The sequence below is a fragment of the Trinickia mobilis genome (assembly GCF_017315705.1).
Lineage (GTDB): Bacteria > Pseudomonadota > Gammaproteobacteria > Burkholderiales > Burkholderiaceae > Trinickia_A > Trinickia_A mobilis.
The window spans coordinates 96,933-116,845 of sequence record NZ_JAFLRF010000019.1; the positions used below are offsets into that span (position 1 = coordinate 96,933).

Here is a 19,913-nt window from a genome sequence, read left to right on the forward strand (position 1 = left end):
AGGGGCATGCCGGGCGACACGGATCACTTTCGATCCCTTAGAATCCGTCTGCCCGTGCGGCGGGGGCCAAGCACCCGCCGTTCTCTTCCTCATTGGCCCACGCATGGCGCAGATCTTTCCCAGCGGCTGGACGCACACGGCGGTCACCGGCGCCGCGCAGCGCGAAATCGAAACGCTCGAGATGCTGCGCGAGAATTTGCCTGATGCCTATTGCGTTTATCACGGCGTGCACTGGACGCGGCTTCGCAGCGGGTTCTCGATTTTTGGCGAAGCCGACTTCGTGGTCGTCAGCCCCGCGGGGCGTGTGATGGTCATCGAACAGAAGTCCGGTTTTCTGGAGGAGACCGCAGACGGTCTCGTCAAGGCGTATTCGAACAAGCGCAAGGCGGTGGGCGCGCAGATCCAGCGAACCGTCTCCAGCCTTTACGGCCGGTTGTCCGCCGTATTCGGCGCGGACGGATTCCGCATCGAGGAGCTGTTGTATTGTCCGGACTACACGATCCGGAATCCGTCGATTGCTGGCGTCAACCCGGCACGGATCGTCGATGCATCACGTCGCGCCAGCCTGGCGGCGGTCATCGAACGTGCGTTGCCGGCAGACGAGCCGCCGTTGCCTTGCGCGGGCAAGTTGCACGCTTTCTTCTCGAACGAGCTGTCGCTCACGCCCGATGTTGGCGCGATGGTGGGCGAGTCGGCGAAGCTCACGACCCGCATTTCCGAGGGGCTGGCGACCTGGGCGCGCAACATCGAATTCCAGCCTTTCCGGCTGCGGGTGATTGGCACGGCTGGTTCGGGAAAAACTCAGCTTGCCATTCGCGTGATGCAGGACGCAGTGGCTGCGGGGCGACACACGTTGTACGTTTGCTTCAACCGGCCCCTGGCCGATCATCTGCGCGCGATTGCGCCTGAGGGCGCCGCGGTCATGAGCTACCACCAGCTCTGCGCCACGTCGCTGAAGGCGCTCGGCACGGACGTCGATTTCAGCGAACCCGGCGCATTCTCTCGGCTGGAAGCGGCATTTGCGACTTGCGAAGTGCCGGCGCATCTGAAATACGACGTGCTGATCGTCGATGAAGGGCAAGACTTCCAGCAGGAATGGGTCATCGCGCTTGAGCGGCTGCTGGCTCCCGATGCCCGCTGGTGGTGGCTCGAAGACCCGATGCAAAACCTCTATCTGCGGGCCCCTGTGACGCTGCCCGGGTGGGTGGAGGTGCGGGCATCGGCCAACTATCGCACACCGCGTGACATCCTGAAGGTGATCGAACTGCTCGCGGGCGGCACATTGAATGCCGAGGCGGCTAGCCCGTTCGCCGACTCGGGTGTCGAGGGTTTCTCTTACGCTGCCGACACGGCGGAGCATGCGACGGGGGAGGCCATCTCGGCGGCGCTGGCAGCGGGTTTTCGTCCCGCCGACATTGCCGTGCTGACTTTACAGGGGCGAGAGCGATCGGCGCTGGCCGCGCTCGAGCGCATCGGCGAATATCGGCTCAGGAGCTTCACCGGACGTTACGACAATGAAGGACTGCCCGTGTACCGTGTCGGCGATCTCCTGTTCGATTCCGTCTATCGCTTCAAGGGGCAGTGCGCGCCTTGTGTCGTGCTGACCGAGATCGACTTTGAAACGATGGACGATGGAATACTGCGTCGCCTGTTCGTCGGGGCTACTCGTGCAACGATGAAGCTGATGCTCGTCATGTCGGAGCGCGCAGCACGCGAAGTGACGGCACGACTCTAGCGTCATCGATTCGAGCGCCAGTCTGTCAATTATCGACTCCGTCAAAGCGGTGGCTCGTTGCGTCGCGCACGGTGGCGCAAATAGGCGAGCAAGAGTCCATTGATATTGTCTCTGCCGACGGGGTTCGCGCTGTGGACCGCGAATGTGAAGTGTTCGGGAATGAATTGACCACCCGCGTCTAGGTCCATTTCTATCATCCGTTTGACCACAACCATCGACGTATCTTCGCCGCCGAGGTCGTGGTCGAACGAAATCTCAGACGGACAGCCGCGCCTCTCTAACAGCGCAATGGCTTGCGCTGACGTGCGAGCGACCTCCCAGCCCGGCGACGGGGTCTCGCGGAGGTCGTCGATAAACAGCTTGTACTGGTGGGCTGTCATGCGTCCCGATCACGATGCACGTGTCGATTCGGTGATTGCGTCACGACGTACCTTCTCGATGTATTTCCCCAATGCGACGGTCGACAACACGCCAACCGCGAACGTAATGGCGAATGCGGCGAGGCTTTCGAGCGGTGAGTTGTTGCTTAGCATGCTGGTGCGACTCCATATGGATTGGTCAAGGGTTCGGCACGGGCTGGTCATCTGGCGTGACTCGCCGGCACCGATCAGAAAAATAAATTAGCTTTGGGACATTTGGTGTCCGACTAAGGGTAAGGGGTAGAGCGCTCACGTGGGTTGTGAAGGTCCGCGAGACGGGACACGGAATGTCCTAATGCGCTCGCAAGATCTCGGCATCGTGCGTACCCCATGAGATAAGAATGACCGAGTCGATATGTCAAAGCCGGACACCTTGCGCTATGAACGTGCGCGAACTTGCACGGCTTCGAACGCTGTATGTCCGGCTGGCGCGCGCAGAACGGTGGATCAGCGCGGTTGCCAGCCAGATGAACCCAGTCGTCTGTCGTAATGGCCTTTCAAGCCACCACACGTCAACTTCGGCGCGTGGGGTGGGCAAGGTCCGCCGCGTGCGTGAACGAGTCCTTGTCTATTGCTGCTCTCATGCCTCGGATGACGAAGCGGTCGTCGCGGTGTTGAACTGCGGCCAACTGCTGCGCAGCGACCCGACCGTCTCAGGCGCGACAGAGGACGGAACGTCCGTCTCACTGCCGCCCCCGCTTTCCGATTTGCGCGGCAGCCGACTCTTTCGTGAACTCCACGAAGGCTGTCTGAATGGCAATTGGGACCGGTTGCTCGAGATCGATGGCATTCGTATCGAACTGTCGTCTGCGTGCTGTTGGGGGCCGACGTGGTCTTGACGGCCGGCGGCAGCCCAAAGGCCGCTGGTTCAAGGCGGAAAAGCGACGTGAGGACGCCGAACGCGAAGACTGATTTAGGCACCCGAAGCGCGAGTCCATACACAATCCAGAACCTCGATGCAGCTATTGCGCATCTTGAAGTTGCCGTCGCCGCCGAGTGTCGGGCGCCGGTGATGGGGGCGGCGTATTGGCGTTACCGCGTGCTGCAGGTTGCGTCGACCCAGGGCATTCAGCGCGGACAGTTGCGCAGACTCCAGCGCGTGCTGGACGGGCTAGCCCCTCGTACCGATCCTGAAATCCTGGCGCAGCAATTGTGCCCATCTGGTTTAGCACACTCATGTTCGGCATGACAATGCTTTGATGGTTCCTCGGCTGACAATCGAATCGGTACATCAAAAGCCGTGGACATTCAAGGTAGGAGAGGATCGTGGCGGAGGTGTGACCTCTACGCCGGCTCAATGACCGTCTCAGCCAGAAAAACCGGCCTTGAGAATGTCCCGGCCGACGCTCGCAACTGAAACGAGCGCAAAGGTGGTCTCTCGCGCTTCACATTCCAATCCTTACAAATTGTGCGCGTCCGGATAAGTTGGAGGCTGGCTCAATTTTTGTTGGAAGGGCTTCACCTGAGAGAGTGTTTGCAGGCATGTGGCCGAATACGCTCGGATTTTTCTAGCTGCACTTAACTTTTCCCGACGCCGGTCGATAACACATTGGCAGCGTACTTCCTCTGTTACTTCAGCGTTTTCAAGGGCGTAGAAGATCGGCGAAGTGCGAGACACTGTGATAACAATGGGACGAAAACCATGATCCAGGCCGCGCAACGGATACCATTTCACTACCTTACCTTTCGTGTTCCGTTGCAGGAGTGCGGGGGGCAGGCAACTGTATGAGCCCGCGTCAAAACAATATCGAATTCTCGCGGCGATACAGATTCTCGGATTGGCCCAATCCTGGAATTCCTCCGGTCGCTGCCGGCGTATATGCTATTTGGCATGACGACACGTTCATATATGCTGGTATGTCAGGAAGAGAGATTGAGAAGGTACAATTGGCACAAAAGAAGAGGTATGGGTTAGTTACCCGATTAGAAAGTCACGCGTCTGGGCGATTAAGTGGCAATCAGTTTTGCGTATATGTTGCCAATCGACTGATCCTTCCAACGGTCTTCCCAAGGTTGGGGCTGGAAGAATTGCGGGAATTTGCTACGGGTGAAAATACGCTGGATCGTCTTACCAAGGCGTACATACATCGCCATTTCGAATATCAATTTGCCCTCGTCGATACGAGCAAACAGGCGTATGAATTGGAGATCAGGACTAGGTCCGGGGCTGTCTTTGGATTAAAGCCGCTCTTGAACCCGGCATGAGTTAGGTTGTGTTCAACGATGACGCATACTGGGCAAAGACGATGGTCGGTCTGACGGTGTGCGCACGCTCAAGTTCATGGCCCGCGAGTCTATCAACGCTCCCTGTGCATACGCAACATGGTATCGAGTGTCAGGTCTGCGCACGAGGTTACGGGTACCGAGTTTCCCCGAGCGCCCTCTGCCATTTCGTTGAGTCATTGTCCGCGCATCAACTCTCGACTGAAGATGCGAGGACTGCCGTGCTGGCAGCAATGCTTGCACTAAAGAAGCCAGTTATTCCCGTGCGTGAACGCAAAACTGACAACGAGATTCTGGCTCTTCTGCGGAAAAACTGGGATCGGTTTGACGGAGCATCACGATTGCTTCGATATCTGCGCGACGAGGCACTGGTTGCCTGCGAGCGATCACGGTTCCGCAATCCGTGGCGCCATTTTCAACAAGATCTGGCCAACAAGGGCTGACACCACCATGGCCGGAAAAGAGATCGTGATACGTGCGTTGCGCACGATCCAAGCCGAAGGACTGGATGTTTATGCCTTTTTCATTCAGGGCTCGGACATCGTCAAGATCGCAGACATCTCGCGGGTGGAATGCGACGAGTCAGGTAACCTCAAGGGCTTTCAGCGTCCCGAGATCCGCTCGCATGTGAAAGGCATCGTCGACTACTTGGACCAGGGGACCGTGCTTTTTCCGAGCGCGATCATCCTGGCCATGTCGCCCGCGGTTCATTTCGCCGCCGCTCATGGCGCGAAGCCGGCTGGTGACCAAAAAATTGCGCAAGCGGGTACCCTGACGATTCCTGTTTATGATGAAGGTCAACGGGTTGCCCGGATTGTTGACGGCCAGCAGCGGTCGCTTGCCTTGGTGCAGACAGGGAGCAAAAGCATTCCCGTGCCGGTTATTGGTTTTGTATCTGACAGCCTGGAAATCCAGCGCGAGCAGTTCATTCTGGTCAACAATGCCAAGCCGCTTCCGGCGCAGGTAATTAATGAACTGCTGCCCGAGCCCCGCAGTATTTTTCTACCCCGTGAATTGAGCGCGCGTAAGGTACCGTCGGAGATCTGCAACCTGCTCAATCGCGACCCCGAATCTCCATTTCACAAGCTGATCAAGCGCATCTCGGAGAAAGGCAGCAGGACTAGCGTGATCACCGATACGGCCGTCATCGCCATGATCCGGAACAGCATGAACAATCCACTGGGTGCGCTCGCCCCCTACAAAGCGAGTGGCCGGGATGGCGTAGATGTTGAGGGCATGTACCACGTCCTTATAACTTACTGGTCCGCTGTGCGCGACGTATTTCCGGAAGCATGGGGCGCGGATCCGCGCCGCAGTCGCTTGATGCACTCGGCTGGCATCGAGGCAATGGGTGTGCTGATGGATCGAATCTACGCCCGTCTGTCGGGGCACGGCGAAGACTATAAGACAGTGCGCAGGGAGCTCGAAAAAGTGGCGTCCGCGTGCCGCTGGACTAAAGGCACCTGGGAGTCGCCCGGACTCGCTTGGAACGAAATCCAGAACACGCGCCGGGATATCCGAAAGCTTCAGGACGCATTGGTTCAAGTGTATAGCAGTACTATCAAACGATGAAATTTCTTTATTCCGATACCCAGGACTACGTTGATCCGGGGTACGACTTTATAAACGATGCATATTCTCCCGGTCGGCGGCGCTACTGGGACGACATGTACGCGCACGAACTCATGACGCCTTCGCCGTATGACGGACTGCTCGTATCGATGAGTGCTGTCCGGCATGCAGCCGGCGTAGACAACTCCAAAGTGAAATATACGACAGCCGAGGAGCAGCGCATGCTGCGAGATGGCGTCCGTAAGTTTCTTCGATACGGCGGGCCAAAGTTTAAGGATACGATGGTCCTCGGCGACTGCGGTGCCTTTGCTTATGCCAACAGTAAGACTCCTGCCTATCCGCCACAGGAGGTCGTTGAGTTCTACTCGGAGGCGGGTTTCACCCACGGCGTATCGCCTGACCATATCATCTTCGATTGCCTGACGGATAATCCGCCGTCCAGTGCAGTGGCACCTGGAGTTGTGGAACGCTTTGACATTACACTCGCAAATGCCGAAGAGTTTTTGCGCCTGACGAAGGCAGAAAATTATCCGTTTGAACCACTAGGGGCTGTCCAGGGCTGGTCCCCTGTGAGCATGGCTGAAGCCGCTGTGCGACTCGAAAAAATGGGTTATCGCTATCTGGCGATCGGGGGGCTCGTTCCGTTGAAGGTTGATGCCATCAAGCAGGTGCTTGAAGCATTGCGTGATGCTATCAAGCCAGAAACAAACATACATCTACTCGGGTTTGCGAAGGCCGACACGATCGGACAGTTCATCAATTTCGGCATTACCAGTTTCGATTCGACGTCCCCGCTCATTCGGGCATTCAAGGATGCCAAGGCGAACTACTACATCGAGTCGCCCAAAGGGGGGCTGGACTATTACGCTGCCATCCGCATTCCAAACGCTATCGCGAACCCGCGCCTAATGCAGGGTATCAAACGCGGAATTTTTAATGCTGAAGATCTTCAGAAGCGGGAGCAGAAGGCGCTGAGTGCGTTGCGAAAGTTCGATAGCGGCGGAGGAAAAGCCATACGGGCTCTCGACGCAATCATTGACTACCAGCAGTTTCTTACGCTAGGAGACGGCCTCCCCATTGAAAAGCATGAAATGGAACTCAATAAAATGCGTGCGTTGGTCGAGCGCACGCTTGATGAGGCCCCTTGGAAACGTTGCCGTTGCCCGATCTGTAGCAAAGCAGGTGTCGAAGTCATCATCTTCCGGTCGAGCAACCGGAACAAGCGTCGTGGGTTTCACAATTTGGGCGTTTATCACAAACACGTACGACGGACGCTTGAGAATCACCGGTGAGTATTTATCGATTCAAGGCGATTCGTGCATCGCAGGCCCCCGAGCGTGATGTCTTCACGTTTGCGGCGACTCCCGGACAGGTCTGGAGTTTCGCTGAAATCGAGCGCGCGGGCCGAGAAGAAGGCGGTCAGCTGCGTGGATTCCAACGCCACCAGATCGCCTCGCATATCAAAGAGATTCGAGACTATCTGCGGCGTGATGACGCTCTTCTACCGAACGCGCTCCTTGTGGCTTTTATCGGTGGTGTCAAGGTTAAGGACAAGGGCGATGGTGTCGTGGACATCGAGATAAAGGTCGACGGTGGCAAACCCGGTTTCGTAGTGGATGGCCAGCAGCGGCTAAGTGCGCTTTCGGGAATTGCGAAGCCTGGCTTCCAGGTATTCGTCTCCGCACTTATCTGCAAGGACTACAACGAACTGCGTCAGCAGTTTGTGTTGATCAACAACATCCGTCCGCTGCCTAAGACACTTATTTACGAACTGCTGCCAAACGTCGGGGGCTTACCGGAACGATTTACCGCACGAAAATTTGCCGCACGCATTGTCGATCGCCTGAACTTCACTCGCGGTTCTGCGCTATATGGCGAAATTCGTCAGCATACCAATCCCAAAGGCCTATTGAGCGATACGGCAATGCAGAAGCTTGTGATGAACTCGACCTCTGACGGCGCCATTCGCGAGTTCATCAAGGATGGCGAATTTGAAGATCGAGCGTATAAATTTGTTAATGCCTTCTTCGAGGCCGTAGCGGTTGTCTTTGGATGTGAATGGATTGGTATGAGCCCGAAGACGTCCCGCTTGCGTCACGGTGCTGGCATCGTGGCAATGGGATTCGTGATGGAGTTTCTCTATTCCAAGGAGGGTGCGACGACCCGAGCAGAATTTGAGGGCGGTCTCAAGCTGCTGAAGGAATTCACTGCGTGGACGAGCGGTCAGTGGCGCCTGGCGCCGTATGACGAGCGGCCGTGGAACGGAATCCAGAATACGCCGAGCGACATCGGCCTGCTGACCAATTACCTCCTTCGCTCTATGAAGCGCGCGCTGCGCAAGCCACGCGAAGCTACCAACTCGTAATTGAGGTGCACCGTGAAAACCAACGCATTGGTTTTTTCAGGCGGGCAGGACTCGACAACCTGTCTCGCAGGGGTACCTCAACGAACTGTCCGAAATGATCCAAGAAAGACTATCGTTCAGTTGCCGTTGGGTCTAGAGTTTGATGGCACATTGAAGTGTGTGTGCCTAAAGCCTCCTTGTGGGGGCATTTTCACAAGGAGGAAAAACTCTTCGGCCCGTCGCGCAAGCCTCTGCAGGATTGTCCGATCCTCCTCCGCCCAACGGATTCATAGGGTCACAGGTGTTTTACCTGTAACCCTATTCAATTTTTGCGCACTAGCCAGCCTTTACTCTCGAATCTCCGCCTCCACCAGCAACGCGAGCAAAGCCAGCGACTCCTGCCACCCGAGATAACAGGCCTCGACCGGAATAGCTTCAGGCACCCCTTCCTGCACGACGGTCAACTCCGTCCCGCAAACCACCGGCCTCAAAGCCACCGTCGTCTCCATCACCCCCGGCAAATTCGGATCATCGAATCGATCCGTGTGCCGAATGCGTTCATTTGGCACCAACTCGAGATACTCCCCGCCAAACGAGTGTCCACTGCCCGTGGTGAAGTTCGTGAACGACATCCGATAGCTGCCACCCACCTTCGCCTCCAAGTGATGAACCTTGCAGGTAAATCCGTTCGGCGGAAGCCATTTGGCCATGGCGTCGGCGTCCAGGAACGCGCGGTAGATGCGCTCGGGCGTCGAACGCAAGACACGATGATGCCGAATAGTGTTGGTAGACATGGTGATGATCTCCGAAAGCAGAGGAACGGCCCTCTGATCCTACACGACGAACGTCGCGGATCGAAATCGACACACCGCCGTTCAAATCGTCGGGGCCGCTTCAGACACCGCCGCTTCGATCACGTGCTCGTAAAGTCAGCAGCCCGCCCGGCACCGCCACTCGCCGCAGCGCCTCACCTAGGCCGCCGCACAGCCCTCACCTTCCCACTACTCCCACCCCCGCAAAAAAACTGATCCCCTCCATCCGACTCGAGCCCCGACACACCGATTCCCGACGGCATCTCGACACTCTCCAGCACCTCCCCGGTGCGCGGATCGATGTGCCTCAATTCGCTCTCGTCGCCTTCCCAAGTGGCGTGCCAGAGTTCGCCCTCGACCCAGGTGACCCCGGTGACAAAGCGGTTGGATTCGATGGTCCTAAGCACCGCTCCTGTCTGCGGATCGACCTGATGGATCTTCCGCTCGCGATACTCTCCCACCCAGAGCGTCCCTTCGGCCCATGCGAGCCCCGAATCACCGCCGCCACCTGGCGCCGGAATCGTGGCGAGCACCTGGCCGGTTGTCGGATCGATCTTCTGGATGCGATCCTCGGCGATCTGGAACAGGTGCTGGCCGTCGAAGGCCGTGCCCGCATGCGAGGCGACGTCGATCGAGCGCAGCGTCTTTCCGCTCGCGGGATCGAGGGCCTCCAGCTTGTCGCCGGTGGCAAACCAGACTTGCTGTCCGTCATAGGTGACCCCATTCACCCTTTCAACACCCGGGAAGGGGCCATATTCGCGAACGACTTCCGCCGCTGATCGTTTCATGATGCCTCCCTAGTGAAGCGTCTCATCCTAATCGCCCGGCAGCGGAGCGGGGAGTAACAAGGTCGTCGCGAATCCCGGCACGGGCGGGGTCATCCAGCGGAGCGCCCGTCCGCGCCCGAACGACTGCACCTTGCCTGCCTCCGCCAGCGAGTCGAGTGAGCGCTGCACGGTGCGCTGGCTGGCTCCAAGCGCGAGCGCCAAGGCCGAGCTCGTCCACGATTCGCCGTCGCTGAGGAAGGCGAGCACCGCCGCATGCTTTTCTTCGACGGGCCGCGCCAGCACGACGACTTCGCGTGCGTCGCAGGGCTCCAGCGCGAACCCGCGCTGCGTTGCGCTCACGCCGGCCAGTGCCTGCAGCTCGCTGCGCAGCCGCCCGGCTTCGACGCGCAATCGCGCGCGGTGCGATTCATCGGCGAGCTTCAGGCGAAAGGCGCGGGCGACGAGCGTGTCTCTCGGCACGTCTTGCGGCCAGGCTTCCGCGAGCACGCGTGCAAGCGTGAACAGCACCGGACGCCTCGCGAGCGAGACGACCGTGCCCGCGTCGCGCACGACATAGCGGCACGCGTCCACGATGAGCGCGTTCGTCGCAAACAACGCTTCGACCTCTTCGAGCAGGATCAGCCGCTCCTCGCCGCGCGCAATCAGGCGCGCCGCGGGCGTGTTCAAAACGCGAGATGCGTTTTCGACCTCCGCGCTCAGCGCGGGGATGCCGGCATGACGCGCGGCGAACTCGGCGCGTTCGAGCGCCGCGCGCGCCGTCTTCGTCTGGATACGCCGCATCGCGATCCCCGCGACGACCAGTTCGTGGACAGCTCGCGACGCAGGCGGGAGAGGCGCGGGGGCGAGCGCGTCGAGCGTCCGCTCGGCCTCGTCGAGGCGCCCGACCAGCAGGAGGCGCCGGACTGCGAGATACCTCGCATGCACGGCGTTCGCGCGGTCGCCGTGCGCTTCGAGCGTCGCCCGCGCGGCGTCGAGCGTCTTGGCGGGCCAGCCGAGGTCGCGCGACGCGAGCGCGATCTCGGCTTCGGCGACGATGCATCTCGCACGGGCTACGGCCTCTTTCGTGCCGAAGGCGCGCGCCGCGCTTCGCACGAGCGCTTTCGCCCGCACGAAATCGCCGAGCTGCGCCATCGCGATGCCGCGCAGCGCGAGCGCGGGCGCGTCGTCGCGCAGGGCGACGCGCTTCAGCGCGCCGAGGGGATCACCCGCCGCAAGCGCGCGCGCCGCGGCCGTGATCAGCGAGTCCATCCGAATCCCGCCACACTTGTCACTCCCTCCGTTCCGAGGTCCGGAACTAGTCTATCTCACAACATCAACCCACTCGCCGCGCCGGGCGCTGAACGAACCGGTCGACGAAGGACTTTCAAAGGAGGGACGAACGATGACGACTCACCTCACAGGAACACGCGAAGCGTGGCTGGCCGCACGGATCGAGCTGCTCGCCGCGGAGAAGGAGCTCACGCGGCGCAGCGACGAGCTGGCGCGGCGGCGTCAGGCGCTGCCGTGGGTCCGGGTCGACAAGGACTATCGGTTCGAGACCGGCGAAGGGAGCGCCTCGCTGGCGGGCCTCTTCAAAGGGCGCTCGCAGCTTCTCGTCTACCACTTCATGTTCGGGCCCGACTACACGGCGGGGTGTCCGTCGTGCTCGTCGATCGCGGACGGGTTCGACGGCTTCGCCGTCCACCTCGCGAACCACGACGTCATGCTGATGGCGGTGTCGCGCGCGCCGTTCGCGAAGCTGCAGGCCTACAAGCAGCGGATGGGCTGGACGTTTCCCTGGGCGTCCTCGGCCGGCAGCGACTTCAACTTCGACTTCAACGTCGCGTACACCGACGAGCAGCAGCGCGCAGGGGGAGTCGAATACAACTACGAGCGCGGCGGCCACGCGATGGACATGACGCCGCCCCCGGAACCCGTCGCTCAGATGGCGGCCACGTGCGGCACGGATGCGGCGACCTACTCGCGCGATCGGCCCGGCATGAGCGCGTTCGTGCTCGAAGACGGCGTCGTCTACCACGCGTATTCCACCTACGCGCGCGGACTCGACGGCCTCTGGGGCATGTACCAGTGGCTCGACCGCGCGCCCAAGGGGCGCAACGAGGCGGGCCTCTGGTGGCGCCGCCACGACGAGTACGGCAAGCGCTGAGCCAGGCGGCCAGGTCAAGGGCGTCATCGACGCAACCGGGAGACGCAGCATGATTTCCGAGCGAACCTCGCAGCGAGCCTTCATCGGCGTTTTGTCGCTGCTGTTCGCCGCCAGCACGGCGGCGACGATCGTCTGGTGTGCGTCGATGCCGGCGATGCACGGGATGCCGATGCCCGGCGGCTGGACGATGTCGATGACGTGGATGCTGCTGCCCGGGCAGTCGGGGCCCCGCGCCGCGGCGTCGTTCCTGCGCATGTGGGTCGTGATGATGGTGGCGATGATGCTGCCGTCGCTGATGCCGATGCTGTGGCGCTATCGCGCGGCGGTCGTCAGGGCAGGGGCGGCGCGCCTCGCTTGGCTGACCGCGCTGGCGGGCCTCGGGTACTTCGTCGTGTGGACCGTGTTCGGAATGGCCGCGTTTCCCGTGGGCGTGGCGCTCGCGGCTGCCGAGATGCAGTTGCCGGCGCTGGCGCGCGCGGTGCCGGGGGCGGTCGGGGCGGTCGTCCTGATCGCCGGCGCGCTCCAGTTCACGGCGTGGAAGGCGCATCACCTCGATTGCTGCCGGGCGTCGCCCGGAGCCGGCCGCACGTTGCCCGCAGGCGCCGCCATAGCCGTGCGGCACGGCCTGCGCCTCGGACTGCATTGCTGCTGCTGCTGTGCCGGCCTGACGGTGATCCTCCTCGTCGTCGGCGTCATGGACCTGCGTGCGATGGCTGTCGTCACAGCGGCCATCACCGCGGAACGTCTCGCGCCGAACGGTCAGCGTGTCGCGCGGGTCATCGGCGCCGTTGCCGTCGCGGCGGGGGTGTTTCTGATCGGGCAAGCAGCCGGGCTCTGATGGCTCATCGCGGATGCACGGCGCGCGCGTACTCGGACCCCGATCAATCCGCCAAGCCTGCCGATCTCTGGCAAAAAAAACGGTGGGCGCCCGCACGCAGCATTGCCGATATCAACTAGGTGATGGCGTTTCGTCACGATGCCGCCGCGTTACCTTCTCAATCACTGGCGGTACATGCCGTTGTTCTGGCGGTTGATGCCGCGCATGTAAGCAAGCCGTCGGCCGGCGGGCCGGCCGGCACGCTGCCGGGCGCGCGATTCATTAAAACGAGACGGGATCGCATCGTTCATTAGGATGACTATGGAAGGCGTTTGTCCATTGTTGTGACGAAACACCCGATGAACGGCGATCGAAACCAGGAGACCGAGACAACCATGAATGCGCGCACGGAAGCGCCTGCGTTGCACAGGCGGTTGATGCAACACGACCCGCTCCTGGGCTACCGGTTCGCGGCCGGGCTCAAAGTCCGGATACCGCACGAGGGCGGCGGTTATCTGGTGAAGAGCAACCGAGACGGCTTTCGCTGCGATCGCGAAGTCACGCCGCGGAAGAACCGCCGGCATCGCGTGCTGGTATTCGGCGATTCCTACACGGCCGGCGACGGCGTGAGCAACGGCAAGCGCTACTCCGACGTGCTCGAGCAAAAGCTGCCCGACACCGAGGTGCTGAATTTCGGCTTGAGCGGAAGCGGCACGGATCAGCAGTACCTGATTTATCAGCAGTACGCCGGCCAGATCGACTATGACGCCGTGGTCATCAGCGTGCTCGTCGAGAACATCCAGCGCAATGTGCTGAAGGATCGAGGGTGGGAGGACCGCGCGGGTGAAGCCATCCGCGTGCCCAAGCCCTGGTTCGAACTTTCTGCCGACGACGCGCTGACCCTGAAAGGCGTGCCGGTTCCGCAGCCGTACAAGGCCGATCCGGGGGTCGCGGCGCACGGCGGCATCAAGGCGCTGGTTCGTTCGAGCATTCACAAGATGGCCGGCCGCCTCGGGCCGGAATGCAAGGACTTGTGCCAGAAGCTGACGAAGTTCCAGCCGCTTCCGGAGTACCGCTCGGCGGATAACCCTAGCTGGAAGCTCATGCAGGCGATCCTCAGGAAGTGGGTGTCGGAACTCGAGGTGCCGGCGGTGATCGCGGTCGTCCCCGTGTATCAGTACGTCGAGGAAACGGCCAGCTACAAGGATGTCAGAAGGCGTTTCGACGAGCTCGCCCAGTCGATCGACGTGCCCGTTTATCACCTCGTCGACGACCTGGTGCGTCACCCGGCCGAGGTCAGACGATTGCTTCGATTCGAGTCGGATGTCCACTTCACGCCGTTCGCGCACAAGCTGGTGGGAGAGGCGTTGGCGAAGGTCGTGGCGCCGTTGCTGGACGCAGGCCCGTCGCTCGATGTGAATGCGATGCCCCCCTCCGCCAGCGCGATTGCAATGCACGGCAGATAAAACGAGCGGGCGATGCAAAGAAGCGATGCAGGCAGTGAGTGCAGGCGGAAAGGACATGGCGGCGCGCAGGCGCGATGGCCCGAAAGCGTGAGCACATGAGGGGAATATGAGCATTGTCGATATCGGCGCTTGCGAATCGGCTCGATGGGCGATCGTCGATACGCTGTACTTCGATTCACTCCGGCATCGCTTCGTACGCGGCGACATCGAAATAGACGCTTCGCGCATCGCGCGCGTGTTGCCGCCTCGAACCTCGCGACGCGCGTCGACGTTCGCCGGCGATGCGACCGTGTGCCTCCCCGGACTGATCGATTCCGACGCCGGGCCGGGGCATCGAGATTGGAACCCGTATTCGCGCGAGCTCGTCATGCGTGGAGTCACGACGGCCGGTGTGTTCTGCGGGAGCCTTGCCGAATGCGCGGCATTCGCCGGATTCGAAGGCGTGCGCCGGCTCCTTTATGTCGAACTCGGAGACAGCAGCGGGGCGAAGGACAGCGCGGCGGCGTGCCAGCCCCTGCTGGAGAGCTTCGTGCGCGTCGCGGCTTCGTTCAGGCCGAGCCGCTGCGAGCTATTTCCCGCGGTCGTGCCGGGCGAAATCTGGTCCGCGGCGACGCTGCTCGCCGCCGCGTCGATTGCCGAGCGGCTGGGCAGGCGGCTGTGTGTCCGGCTCAGCGCGACGCACGGCGACGCAAAGCGCTACAAGGAAACGCGCTTCTTCACCGAGGTGGGGCTGCTGTCCTACTTGTCGCTGCTTTCGCAAGTGACGATCTTCAACCTCTCGCAATTGACTCGCCGCGATGTCGGGATGCTGAACGATTCCGCCGCGAACCTGGTGTGCGCGCCCGGGGCGGTCAACGAGTCGTTGCTCGAGCAGCACTTTGCGCGATTGTCGCTGAAGGATCGGGCGCTGGGCTTTTCGATCAGCCGCCATGCCGCGACCGATGCGGATCGATACGAATCGCTGGTCGGCTTGTCGATGGCGCTGATCCATCAAGCCGGCGACGCCGCGGCAACGTGCGACGTGGCAGTCGACGCCTTGACGCGCTCCGCGGCGCTGGCGCTCGGCATCGCGAACGTCGGCGCGATCGCCGCGGACATGAAGGCCGATCTTTGCCTCTTCGAGCGGCCGGACGATTTTGCCGAAAACGGCGACAGCCGCGGCTTCCTCAAGCTTCTGGCCGACAGGAAGCCGCGTGACGTGTTGATAGACGGTTCTCCGGTGGTGCTCGACGGTGCGATCGTGCGCGAGCCGGAACAAGCGTAGGCGCAAAGCGCGCACGGTGCCATAGCGCACATTCGCTCGCCGGCAACGCGCAGAGAATGAAGCGGTGTGCCGCTGTGCCGCTTCGGCGGGCAATTTCACGACGACCCACCTTTCATCGTCGCGGGGGAAAGCAATGACCAGGTATGTGCTAGGCGTGTCGGCCTTCTATCACGATTCGGCTGCTGCCATCCTGAAAGACGGCAAGATCGTCGCGGCAGCGCAGGAAGAGCGCTTCAGCCGGAAGAAACACGACCCGCGTTTTCCGCGCGGCGCGATCAATTACTGCCTCGAAGAAGCGGAGATCGACGGCAGCGATCTGTCGGCCATCGCGTTCTATGACGACCCGGCGCTGACGGCCGATCGCATCATCCGCTCGTCGATCGCGTTCGCGCCCGATGCGGAAGCGTTCTTCGCGCGGGCTGCCCGCTCGTTCTTCGGCGTCAAGCCTTACTTCAAGGAACTGATCGAAGACATGCTGGCCTGCGACGTGCCGATCTACTACGCGCGGCATCACTATTCGCATGCGGCCTCGGCGTTCTTTCCGTCGCCGTATGAAGAGGCGGCGGTGCTGTGCGTCGACGGCGTCGGCGAGTGGTCGACGACCAGCCTCGGCTTCGGGCGCGGCAGCCACCTCGAAATCCTGAGGGAGATTCGCTACCCGCATTCGCTCGGGCTGCTCTACAGCGCGTTCACCTTCTTCTGCGGATTCAAGGTCAATAGCGGCGAGTACAAGCTCATGGGACTGGCGCCCTATGGCAGACCGGCTTACGCGGACAAGATCAAGGCGCACCTCATCGATATCAAGGAGGACGGCTCGTTCCGGCTGAACCTCGACTTCTTCGATTTTCATCAAGGGCTGACGCTGACGAACGAGCGATTCCATCGGCTTTTCGATGGACCGCCCCGCGTGCCGGAGTCGCGGATCACGCAGCGCGAAATGGACCTGGCAGCGTCGATTCAAGCCGTGACGGAAGAAGTCATGCTGAAAATCTCGCGTACGGTGCGGCAGCTGACCGGCGCAGCGAACCTGTGTCTTGCGGGAGGCGTCGCATTGAATTGCGTCGCCAACGGGAAGATTCTTCGCGCGGGCCTCTTCGACGACATCTGGATCCAGCCGGCCGCCGGCGACGCAGGCGGCGCGATCGGCGCGGCCTATCTCGCCGACTTCAACGTGCTGGGCGGCAGCCGCCCCGCGCTTGCCGGCGCCAAGGATTCGCAGCAGGGGAGCTTCGTCGGCCCCGAGTACAGCGACGACGAGATCGTCGCGTTCTTGGCGGACTCGGGCGCCGCGTACCACCCGCTGGACCACGCCGATGCGGGCGCCGCGCGGGTCGCGGGCCTGCTGGCCGAGCAAAAAATCGTCGGGATGTTCGCGGGCCGCATGGAGTTCGGCCCGAGAGCGCTCGGCGCCCGCTCGATACTCGGCGATCCGCGCTCGGCGTCGACGCAGTCGCGCATGAACTTGAAGATCAAGTTTCGCGAATCGTTCCGCCCGTTTGCGCCGATCGTGCTGAAAAGCCGTGCCGACGAGTATTTCGAGCTCGGCGCGGACAGCCCGTACATGCTGCTTGTCGCACCGGTGAGGGAAGCGCACCGGCAGGTTCCCGACGCGCCAACCGACCCCGAGGACATGCTGGAGATCGTCAACGCAGTGCGCAGTTCTGTTCCGGCGATCACGCACGTCGACTACAGCGCGCGCATCCAGACGGTGGAAGAGGACGTGAACCCGCGGATGTTCTCGGTATTGAAGGCGTTCGAGGCGCTGACGGGATGTCCGCTGCTCGTCAACACGTCGTTCAACGTGCGGGGCGAGCCGATCGTCTGCACGCCGGAGGACGCCTATCGCTGTTTCATGCGCACGGAAATCGACGCGCTCGTGATGGGCAGCTTCATTCTGTACCGCGACGAGCAAGCCCCGGTCGAAACCGACGACTCATGGAAGAAGGAGTATCAACTTGACTGACGCCGACCTTGGAAAATTCTTCCGCACGAAGCTCGCGCCCGCGCAGCGGCAAGTGGCGCCGTTCGTGCTGGCGGACACCGACCCTGCATGCACCTCGTATTTCCTGCACGTTTTCGAGCCGGAACCGATCGTCGTGCATGAAGACATGATCGACGCGCTGATCGAGATCTGGCGCGAGCTGGGGCTCGACGCGCTGGTGGCGCTCGAGCCGGACCTGCGCAAGATGGCCAAGGCGCTTCGCGCGCCGGCAGAAGCGAGCGAAGCGGTGTCGCAGTTCGTGTACGCGATGTATTGAGGCGATGCCTTCAGCGCGGCTTTGACGAAGCCGGCGCTCGCTCGCTTATGATCGTTGCATTCGCGACGTCTCAGGGAGAGGGCGATGCTCACAGGCGGCTGCTTTTGCGGAAAAGTTCGTTATGAGGTGTTCGGGGACGTTGTCGATTCCACGATTTGTCATTGCGTAGATTGCCGCCGCATTTCGGCGGCTCCGTTCGTCGGCTGGTTGACCGTGAAGCGCTCGGGATTCCGATTCGTCGATGGCGAACCCAAGACCATCGCCTCCAGTCAAGCCGTCTTGCGCGCGTTTTGCGCCGACTGCGGTACGCACCTGACGTATCGGCACGCGGATTTCGCGGATGAGATCGACATTTCGACGTGCAGTCTCGATGTTCCCGAACAGGTTCCGCCGAAGCATCACACCTGGACGGCGCAAAAGCTTCCCTGGGTTCAGTTGCCGGATGCACTGCCGCAATATCGAGGCGCGTATTCGAGTGCCGATCCAACGGACATTTTGTAGAATTCGGCGGCGATTGAGATAAAGAGACGGTATGGCAGCGGCAGACATAATCGACGCAATAACCGGGGGATCGATTAGAACCCGAATCATGCTGTTGACTACGGGACTTATCCGCCGCTCGCGGCGACGGTGGTTTGCTGACATGCGCGCGCTTCGGGTCATTCGCACCGTCTGCGCGATTTCGCTGATCGGCGCCGTGCTGATGGACGGCGGCTACGCGCGAGCCGACGTATTCGGCCGCCCGGACGGCCCGATCGCCCGGCATGCCCAAGCCGGCGAACATCCTCTTCTGCTGCCCGGCTTCGTGCGGGACGCTGTGCGAGTCGTCATCGTTGCGCAAACTCGCCTCAACGAATCCATGCAGGACGACGTGCTCAGCCTGCGTTCGCTCGGCTCGAGCGGCAACGGCGCCGGCGATCCGGACGCGAGCCGGGACGCGGGCCGGGACGCGTGGCCGAAGCTGATCGCCTTCGTCGGACTCTGCCTCGCCTACGGCGTCCTGCACGCGCTTGCGCCGGGGCACGGCAAGACGATCGTCGCGACGTACTTCGGTTCGCGCGCCGCATCGGCAAGACAAGTTGGCGCATTCACGCTGGCGACCGCGCTCGGCCAGTCGCTGACCGCGATCGTGCTGGTGAGCGGCGCGCTCGCGTTGTTCGAAGGGACCGCGAACGCGATCATGCATACCGCGGCGCCGTTGGAGCTGATCAGCGCGATCGCCGTGCTGGGCGTGGCGACGTTGACGGCGGCGCGCATCCTGCGCCGGCAAGAATGCTGCGCGCCGGTGCCGCTCTTCGGCGTCGCAGCAAATCAGCGCGGGACAGCAGGCAGCGCAGCCGTTGCGGACACCGGACGCACTGCCTATCTCGGCGCCAGGCTCGCGATGCAGCGCCGCTCGCGCCCGCTATTCGAAGCGGATATCGCGCAGCCGCGACGTTCCGGGTGGCTTGCGTTTGCCGCGGCGTTGCGGCCGTGCGCGGGCGCGCTGTTCATCTTGCTGATCACGGCCCGCTATCACGTGTACTGGCTGGGTATCGTCGCCGCGCTCGCGATCGGCCTCGGTGTCGCCGCGACGGTCTTCGTGCTCGGCTACGCGCTGCAAAGCGGCCGCGCGGTCACGTTGAAATGGGTGACGGGGCAAAAGCTCGAGCGATGGCAGCGCGGCGTGGCACTCGCGGGCACGATCGTGATCGCAGGCCTCAGCGCGCTCCAGATCCTGTTGATCGTGACGGGCGTGAGTGCGATGACGCCTGGCTGAGCCGCCGACGCGACACGCGTCGATCGCTCGACGCTCGACGAACACATCCATCCCGATACCCGCCGTACATCGAGAGCAGCATCAGGGCCGCCAGCACCGGCGTCACGACGAGCGCGTACGCCGTCGGCGGCATCATCGGCGCGAGCCACACGGCGAGCGTCATCGCGACGAAGTACACGAGCGCCATCGGCCAATTCCGCGCCACGCCCTTGAGGCTCGCCGCAATCGCGTCGAGGGCGCGCCGGCGCGAAGTGCGATTTTCGAACCCAACGCCAGCCCCATGGGCGGGGCACCGGCTATGTCTATGGGT

Annotated in this window: 21 protein-coding genes and 1 pseudogene; 15 read left to right on the forward strand and 7 right to left on the reverse strand. The window is 61.8% G+C overall.

The annotated features are described in order from the left end of the window. Positions 1-103 precede the first annotated feature (103 nt). Positions 104-1,735 carry an ATP-binding domain-containing protein gene (locus J3489_RS23400; protein ID WP_207002115.1) on the forward strand — a complete coding sequence of 544 codons (1,632 nt, stop codon included), beginning with the start codon at positions 104-106 and terminating at the stop codon, positions 1,733-1,735. Positions 1,736-1,776: 41 nt separating this feature from the next. Here J3489_RS23400 and J3489_RS23405 read toward each other — a convergent pair whose 3' ends face one another. Together J3489_RS23405 and J3489_RS23410 are read right to left on the reverse strand one after the other, a co-directional pair. Beyond that, positions 1,777-2,115, reverse strand: a complete 339-nt coding sequence (locus J3489_RS23405) for a cyclic-phosphate processing receiver domain-containing protein (protein WP_207002117.1) — start codon at positions 2,113-2,115, stop codon at positions 1,777-1,779. 9 nt (positions 2,116-2,124) lie between these two features. Then, a complete protein-coding gene (locus tag J3489_RS23410; protein ID WP_207002119.1) occupies positions 2,125-2,268 on the reverse strand; it encodes a hypothetical protein in 144 nt (47 codons plus the stop codon). A gap of 266 nt (positions 2,269-2,534) precedes the next feature. Here J3489_RS23410 and J3489_RS23415 point away from each other — a divergent pair, with 266 nt between their 5' ends. The 6 genes from J3489_RS23415 (at position 2,535) to dbpB (J3489_RS23440) (ending at position 8,314) form a co-directional block, all read left to right on the forward strand. Continuing rightward, positions 2,535-2,993: a hypothetical protein gene (locus J3489_RS23415; protein ID WP_207002122.1), complete on the forward strand. Its 459-nt coding sequence runs from the start codon at positions 2,535-2,537 to the stop codon at positions 2,991-2,993. 886 nt (positions 2,994-3,879) lie between these two features. Further along, positions 3,880-4,359 (forward strand): hypothetical protein, encoded by a 480-nt coding sequence (locus tag J3489_RS23420; RefSeq protein WP_207002124.1) that lies wholly within the window; start codon positions 3,880-3,882, stop codon positions 4,357-4,359. Between the two features lie 239 nt (positions 4,360-4,598). After that, complete coding sequence (locus J3489_RS23425; RefSeq protein WP_207002127.1) at positions 4,599-4,820, forward strand: hypothetical protein; 222 nt, start codon at positions 4,599-4,601, stop codon at positions 4,818-4,820. Positions 4,821-4,827: 7 nt separating this feature from the next. Beyond that, a complete protein-coding gene (dbpB, locus tag J3489_RS23430; RefSeq protein WP_207002128.1) occupies positions 4,828-5,949 on the forward strand; it encodes a DGQHR domain-containing protein DpdB in 1,122 nt (373 codons plus the stop codon). After that, positions 5,946-7,241 carry a tRNA-guanine transglycosylase DpdA gene (gene dpdA, locus J3489_RS23435; RefSeq protein WP_207002130.1) on the forward strand — a complete coding sequence of 432 codons (1,296 nt, stop codon included), beginning with the start codon at positions 5,946-5,948 and terminating at the stop codon, positions 7,239-7,241. Before dbpB (J3489_RS23430) ends, dpdA begins: the two co-directional genes overlap by 4 nt. After that, complete coding sequence (gene dbpB / locus J3489_RS23440; RefSeq protein ID WP_207002132.1) at positions 7,238-8,314, forward strand: DGQHR domain-containing protein DpdB; 1,077 nt, start codon at positions 7,238-7,240, stop codon at positions 8,312-8,314. The genes dpdA and dbpB (J3489_RS23440) overlap by 4 nt, the downstream gene beginning before the upstream one ends. A 326-nt stretch (positions 8,315-8,640) precedes the next feature. Here the strand turns inward: dbpB (J3489_RS23440) and J3489_RS23445 are convergent, their stop codons facing one another. From J3489_RS23445 to J3489_RS23455, 3 genes are all read right to left on the reverse strand, one after another. Beyond that, entirely contained in the window at positions 8,641-9,087 is a 447-nt protein-coding gene (locus tag J3489_RS23445) for an SRPBCC family protein (RefSeq protein WP_207002135.1), read from the reverse strand. 173 nt (positions 9,088-9,260) lie between these two features. Beyond that, on the reverse strand, positions 9,261-9,893 hold the full coding sequence (locus tag J3489_RS23450) for a Vgb family protein (RefSeq protein WP_207002137.1): 633 nt from the start codon (positions 9,891-9,893) through the stop codon (positions 9,261-9,263). A 27-nt stretch (positions 9,894-9,920) separates the two neighbouring features. Further along, positions 9,921-11,141 (reverse strand): helix-turn-helix domain-containing protein, encoded by a 1,221-nt coding sequence (locus tag J3489_RS23455; protein ID WP_207002139.1) that lies wholly within the window; start codon positions 11,139-11,141, stop codon positions 9,921-9,923. Between the two features lie 133 nt (positions 11,142-11,274). On the opposite strand from J3489_RS23455, the gene J3489_RS23460 reads away from it, so the two are divergent. Together J3489_RS23460 and J3489_RS23465 are read left to right on the forward strand one after the other, a co-directional pair. Further along, positions 11,275-12,039, forward strand: a complete 765-nt coding sequence (locus J3489_RS23460; protein WP_207002141.1) for a DUF899 domain-containing protein — start codon at positions 11,275-11,277, stop codon at positions 12,037-12,039. Positions 12,040-12,088: 49 nt separating this feature from the next. Further along, entirely contained in the window at positions 12,089-12,877 is a 789-nt protein-coding gene (locus tag J3489_RS23465) for a DUF2182 domain-containing protein (protein WP_207002143.1), read from the forward strand. Between the two features lie 161 nt (positions 12,878-13,038). On the opposite strand, the gene J3489_RS38355 is transcribed toward J3489_RS23465, so the two are convergent. After that, entirely contained in the window at positions 13,039-13,167 is a 129-nt protein-coding gene (locus J3489_RS38355; RefSeq protein ID WP_255555200.1) for a hypothetical protein, read from the reverse strand. Between the two features lie 48 nt (positions 13,168-13,215). On the opposite strand from J3489_RS38355, the gene J3489_RS23470 reads away from it, so the two are divergent. From J3489_RS23470 to J3489_RS23495, 6 genes are all read left to right on the forward strand, one after another. After that, complete coding sequence (locus tag J3489_RS23470) at positions 13,216-14,322, forward strand: SGNH/GDSL hydrolase family protein (RefSeq protein WP_207002145.1); 1,107 nt, start codon at positions 13,216-13,218, stop codon at positions 14,320-14,322. A 106-nt stretch (positions 14,323-14,428) separates the two neighbouring features. Then, positions 14,429-15,586 carry an amidohydrolase family protein gene (locus J3489_RS23475; protein WP_207002147.1) on the forward strand — a complete coding sequence of 386 codons (1,158 nt, stop codon included), beginning with the start codon at positions 14,429-14,431 and terminating at the stop codon, positions 15,584-15,586. Between the two features lie 133 nt (positions 15,587-15,719). After that, complete coding sequence (locus J3489_RS23480; RefSeq protein ID WP_207002149.1) at positions 15,720-17,549, forward strand: carbamoyltransferase family protein; 1,830 nt, start codon at positions 15,720-15,722, stop codon at positions 17,547-17,549. Continuing rightward, complete coding sequence (locus J3489_RS23485; protein ID WP_207002151.1) at positions 17,542-17,844, forward strand: protein-tyrosine phosphatase family protein; 303 nt, start codon at positions 17,542-17,544, stop codon at positions 17,842-17,844. Before J3489_RS23480 ends, J3489_RS23485 begins: the two co-directional genes overlap by 8 nt. An 84-nt stretch (positions 17,845-17,928) precedes the next feature. After that, positions 17,929-18,345: a GFA family protein gene (locus tag J3489_RS23490; protein ID WP_207002153.1), complete on the forward strand. Its 417-nt coding sequence runs from the start codon at positions 17,929-17,931 to the stop codon at positions 18,343-18,345. A 142-nt stretch (positions 18,346-18,487) separates the two neighbouring features. Beyond that, positions 18,488-19,603, forward strand: coding sequence for a nickel/cobalt transporter (locus J3489_RS23495; RefSeq protein WP_207002155.1), 1,116 nt, complete (start codon positions 18,488-18,490; stop codon positions 19,601-19,603). Here the strand turns inward: J3489_RS23495 and J3489_RS23500 are convergent. Next, positions 19,545-19,913: pseudogene (locus tag J3489_RS23500) on the reverse strand (hypothetical protein); the annotation flags it as partial. The gene J3489_RS23495 and the pseudogene J3489_RS23500 sit on opposite strands and share 59 nt — an antisense overlap.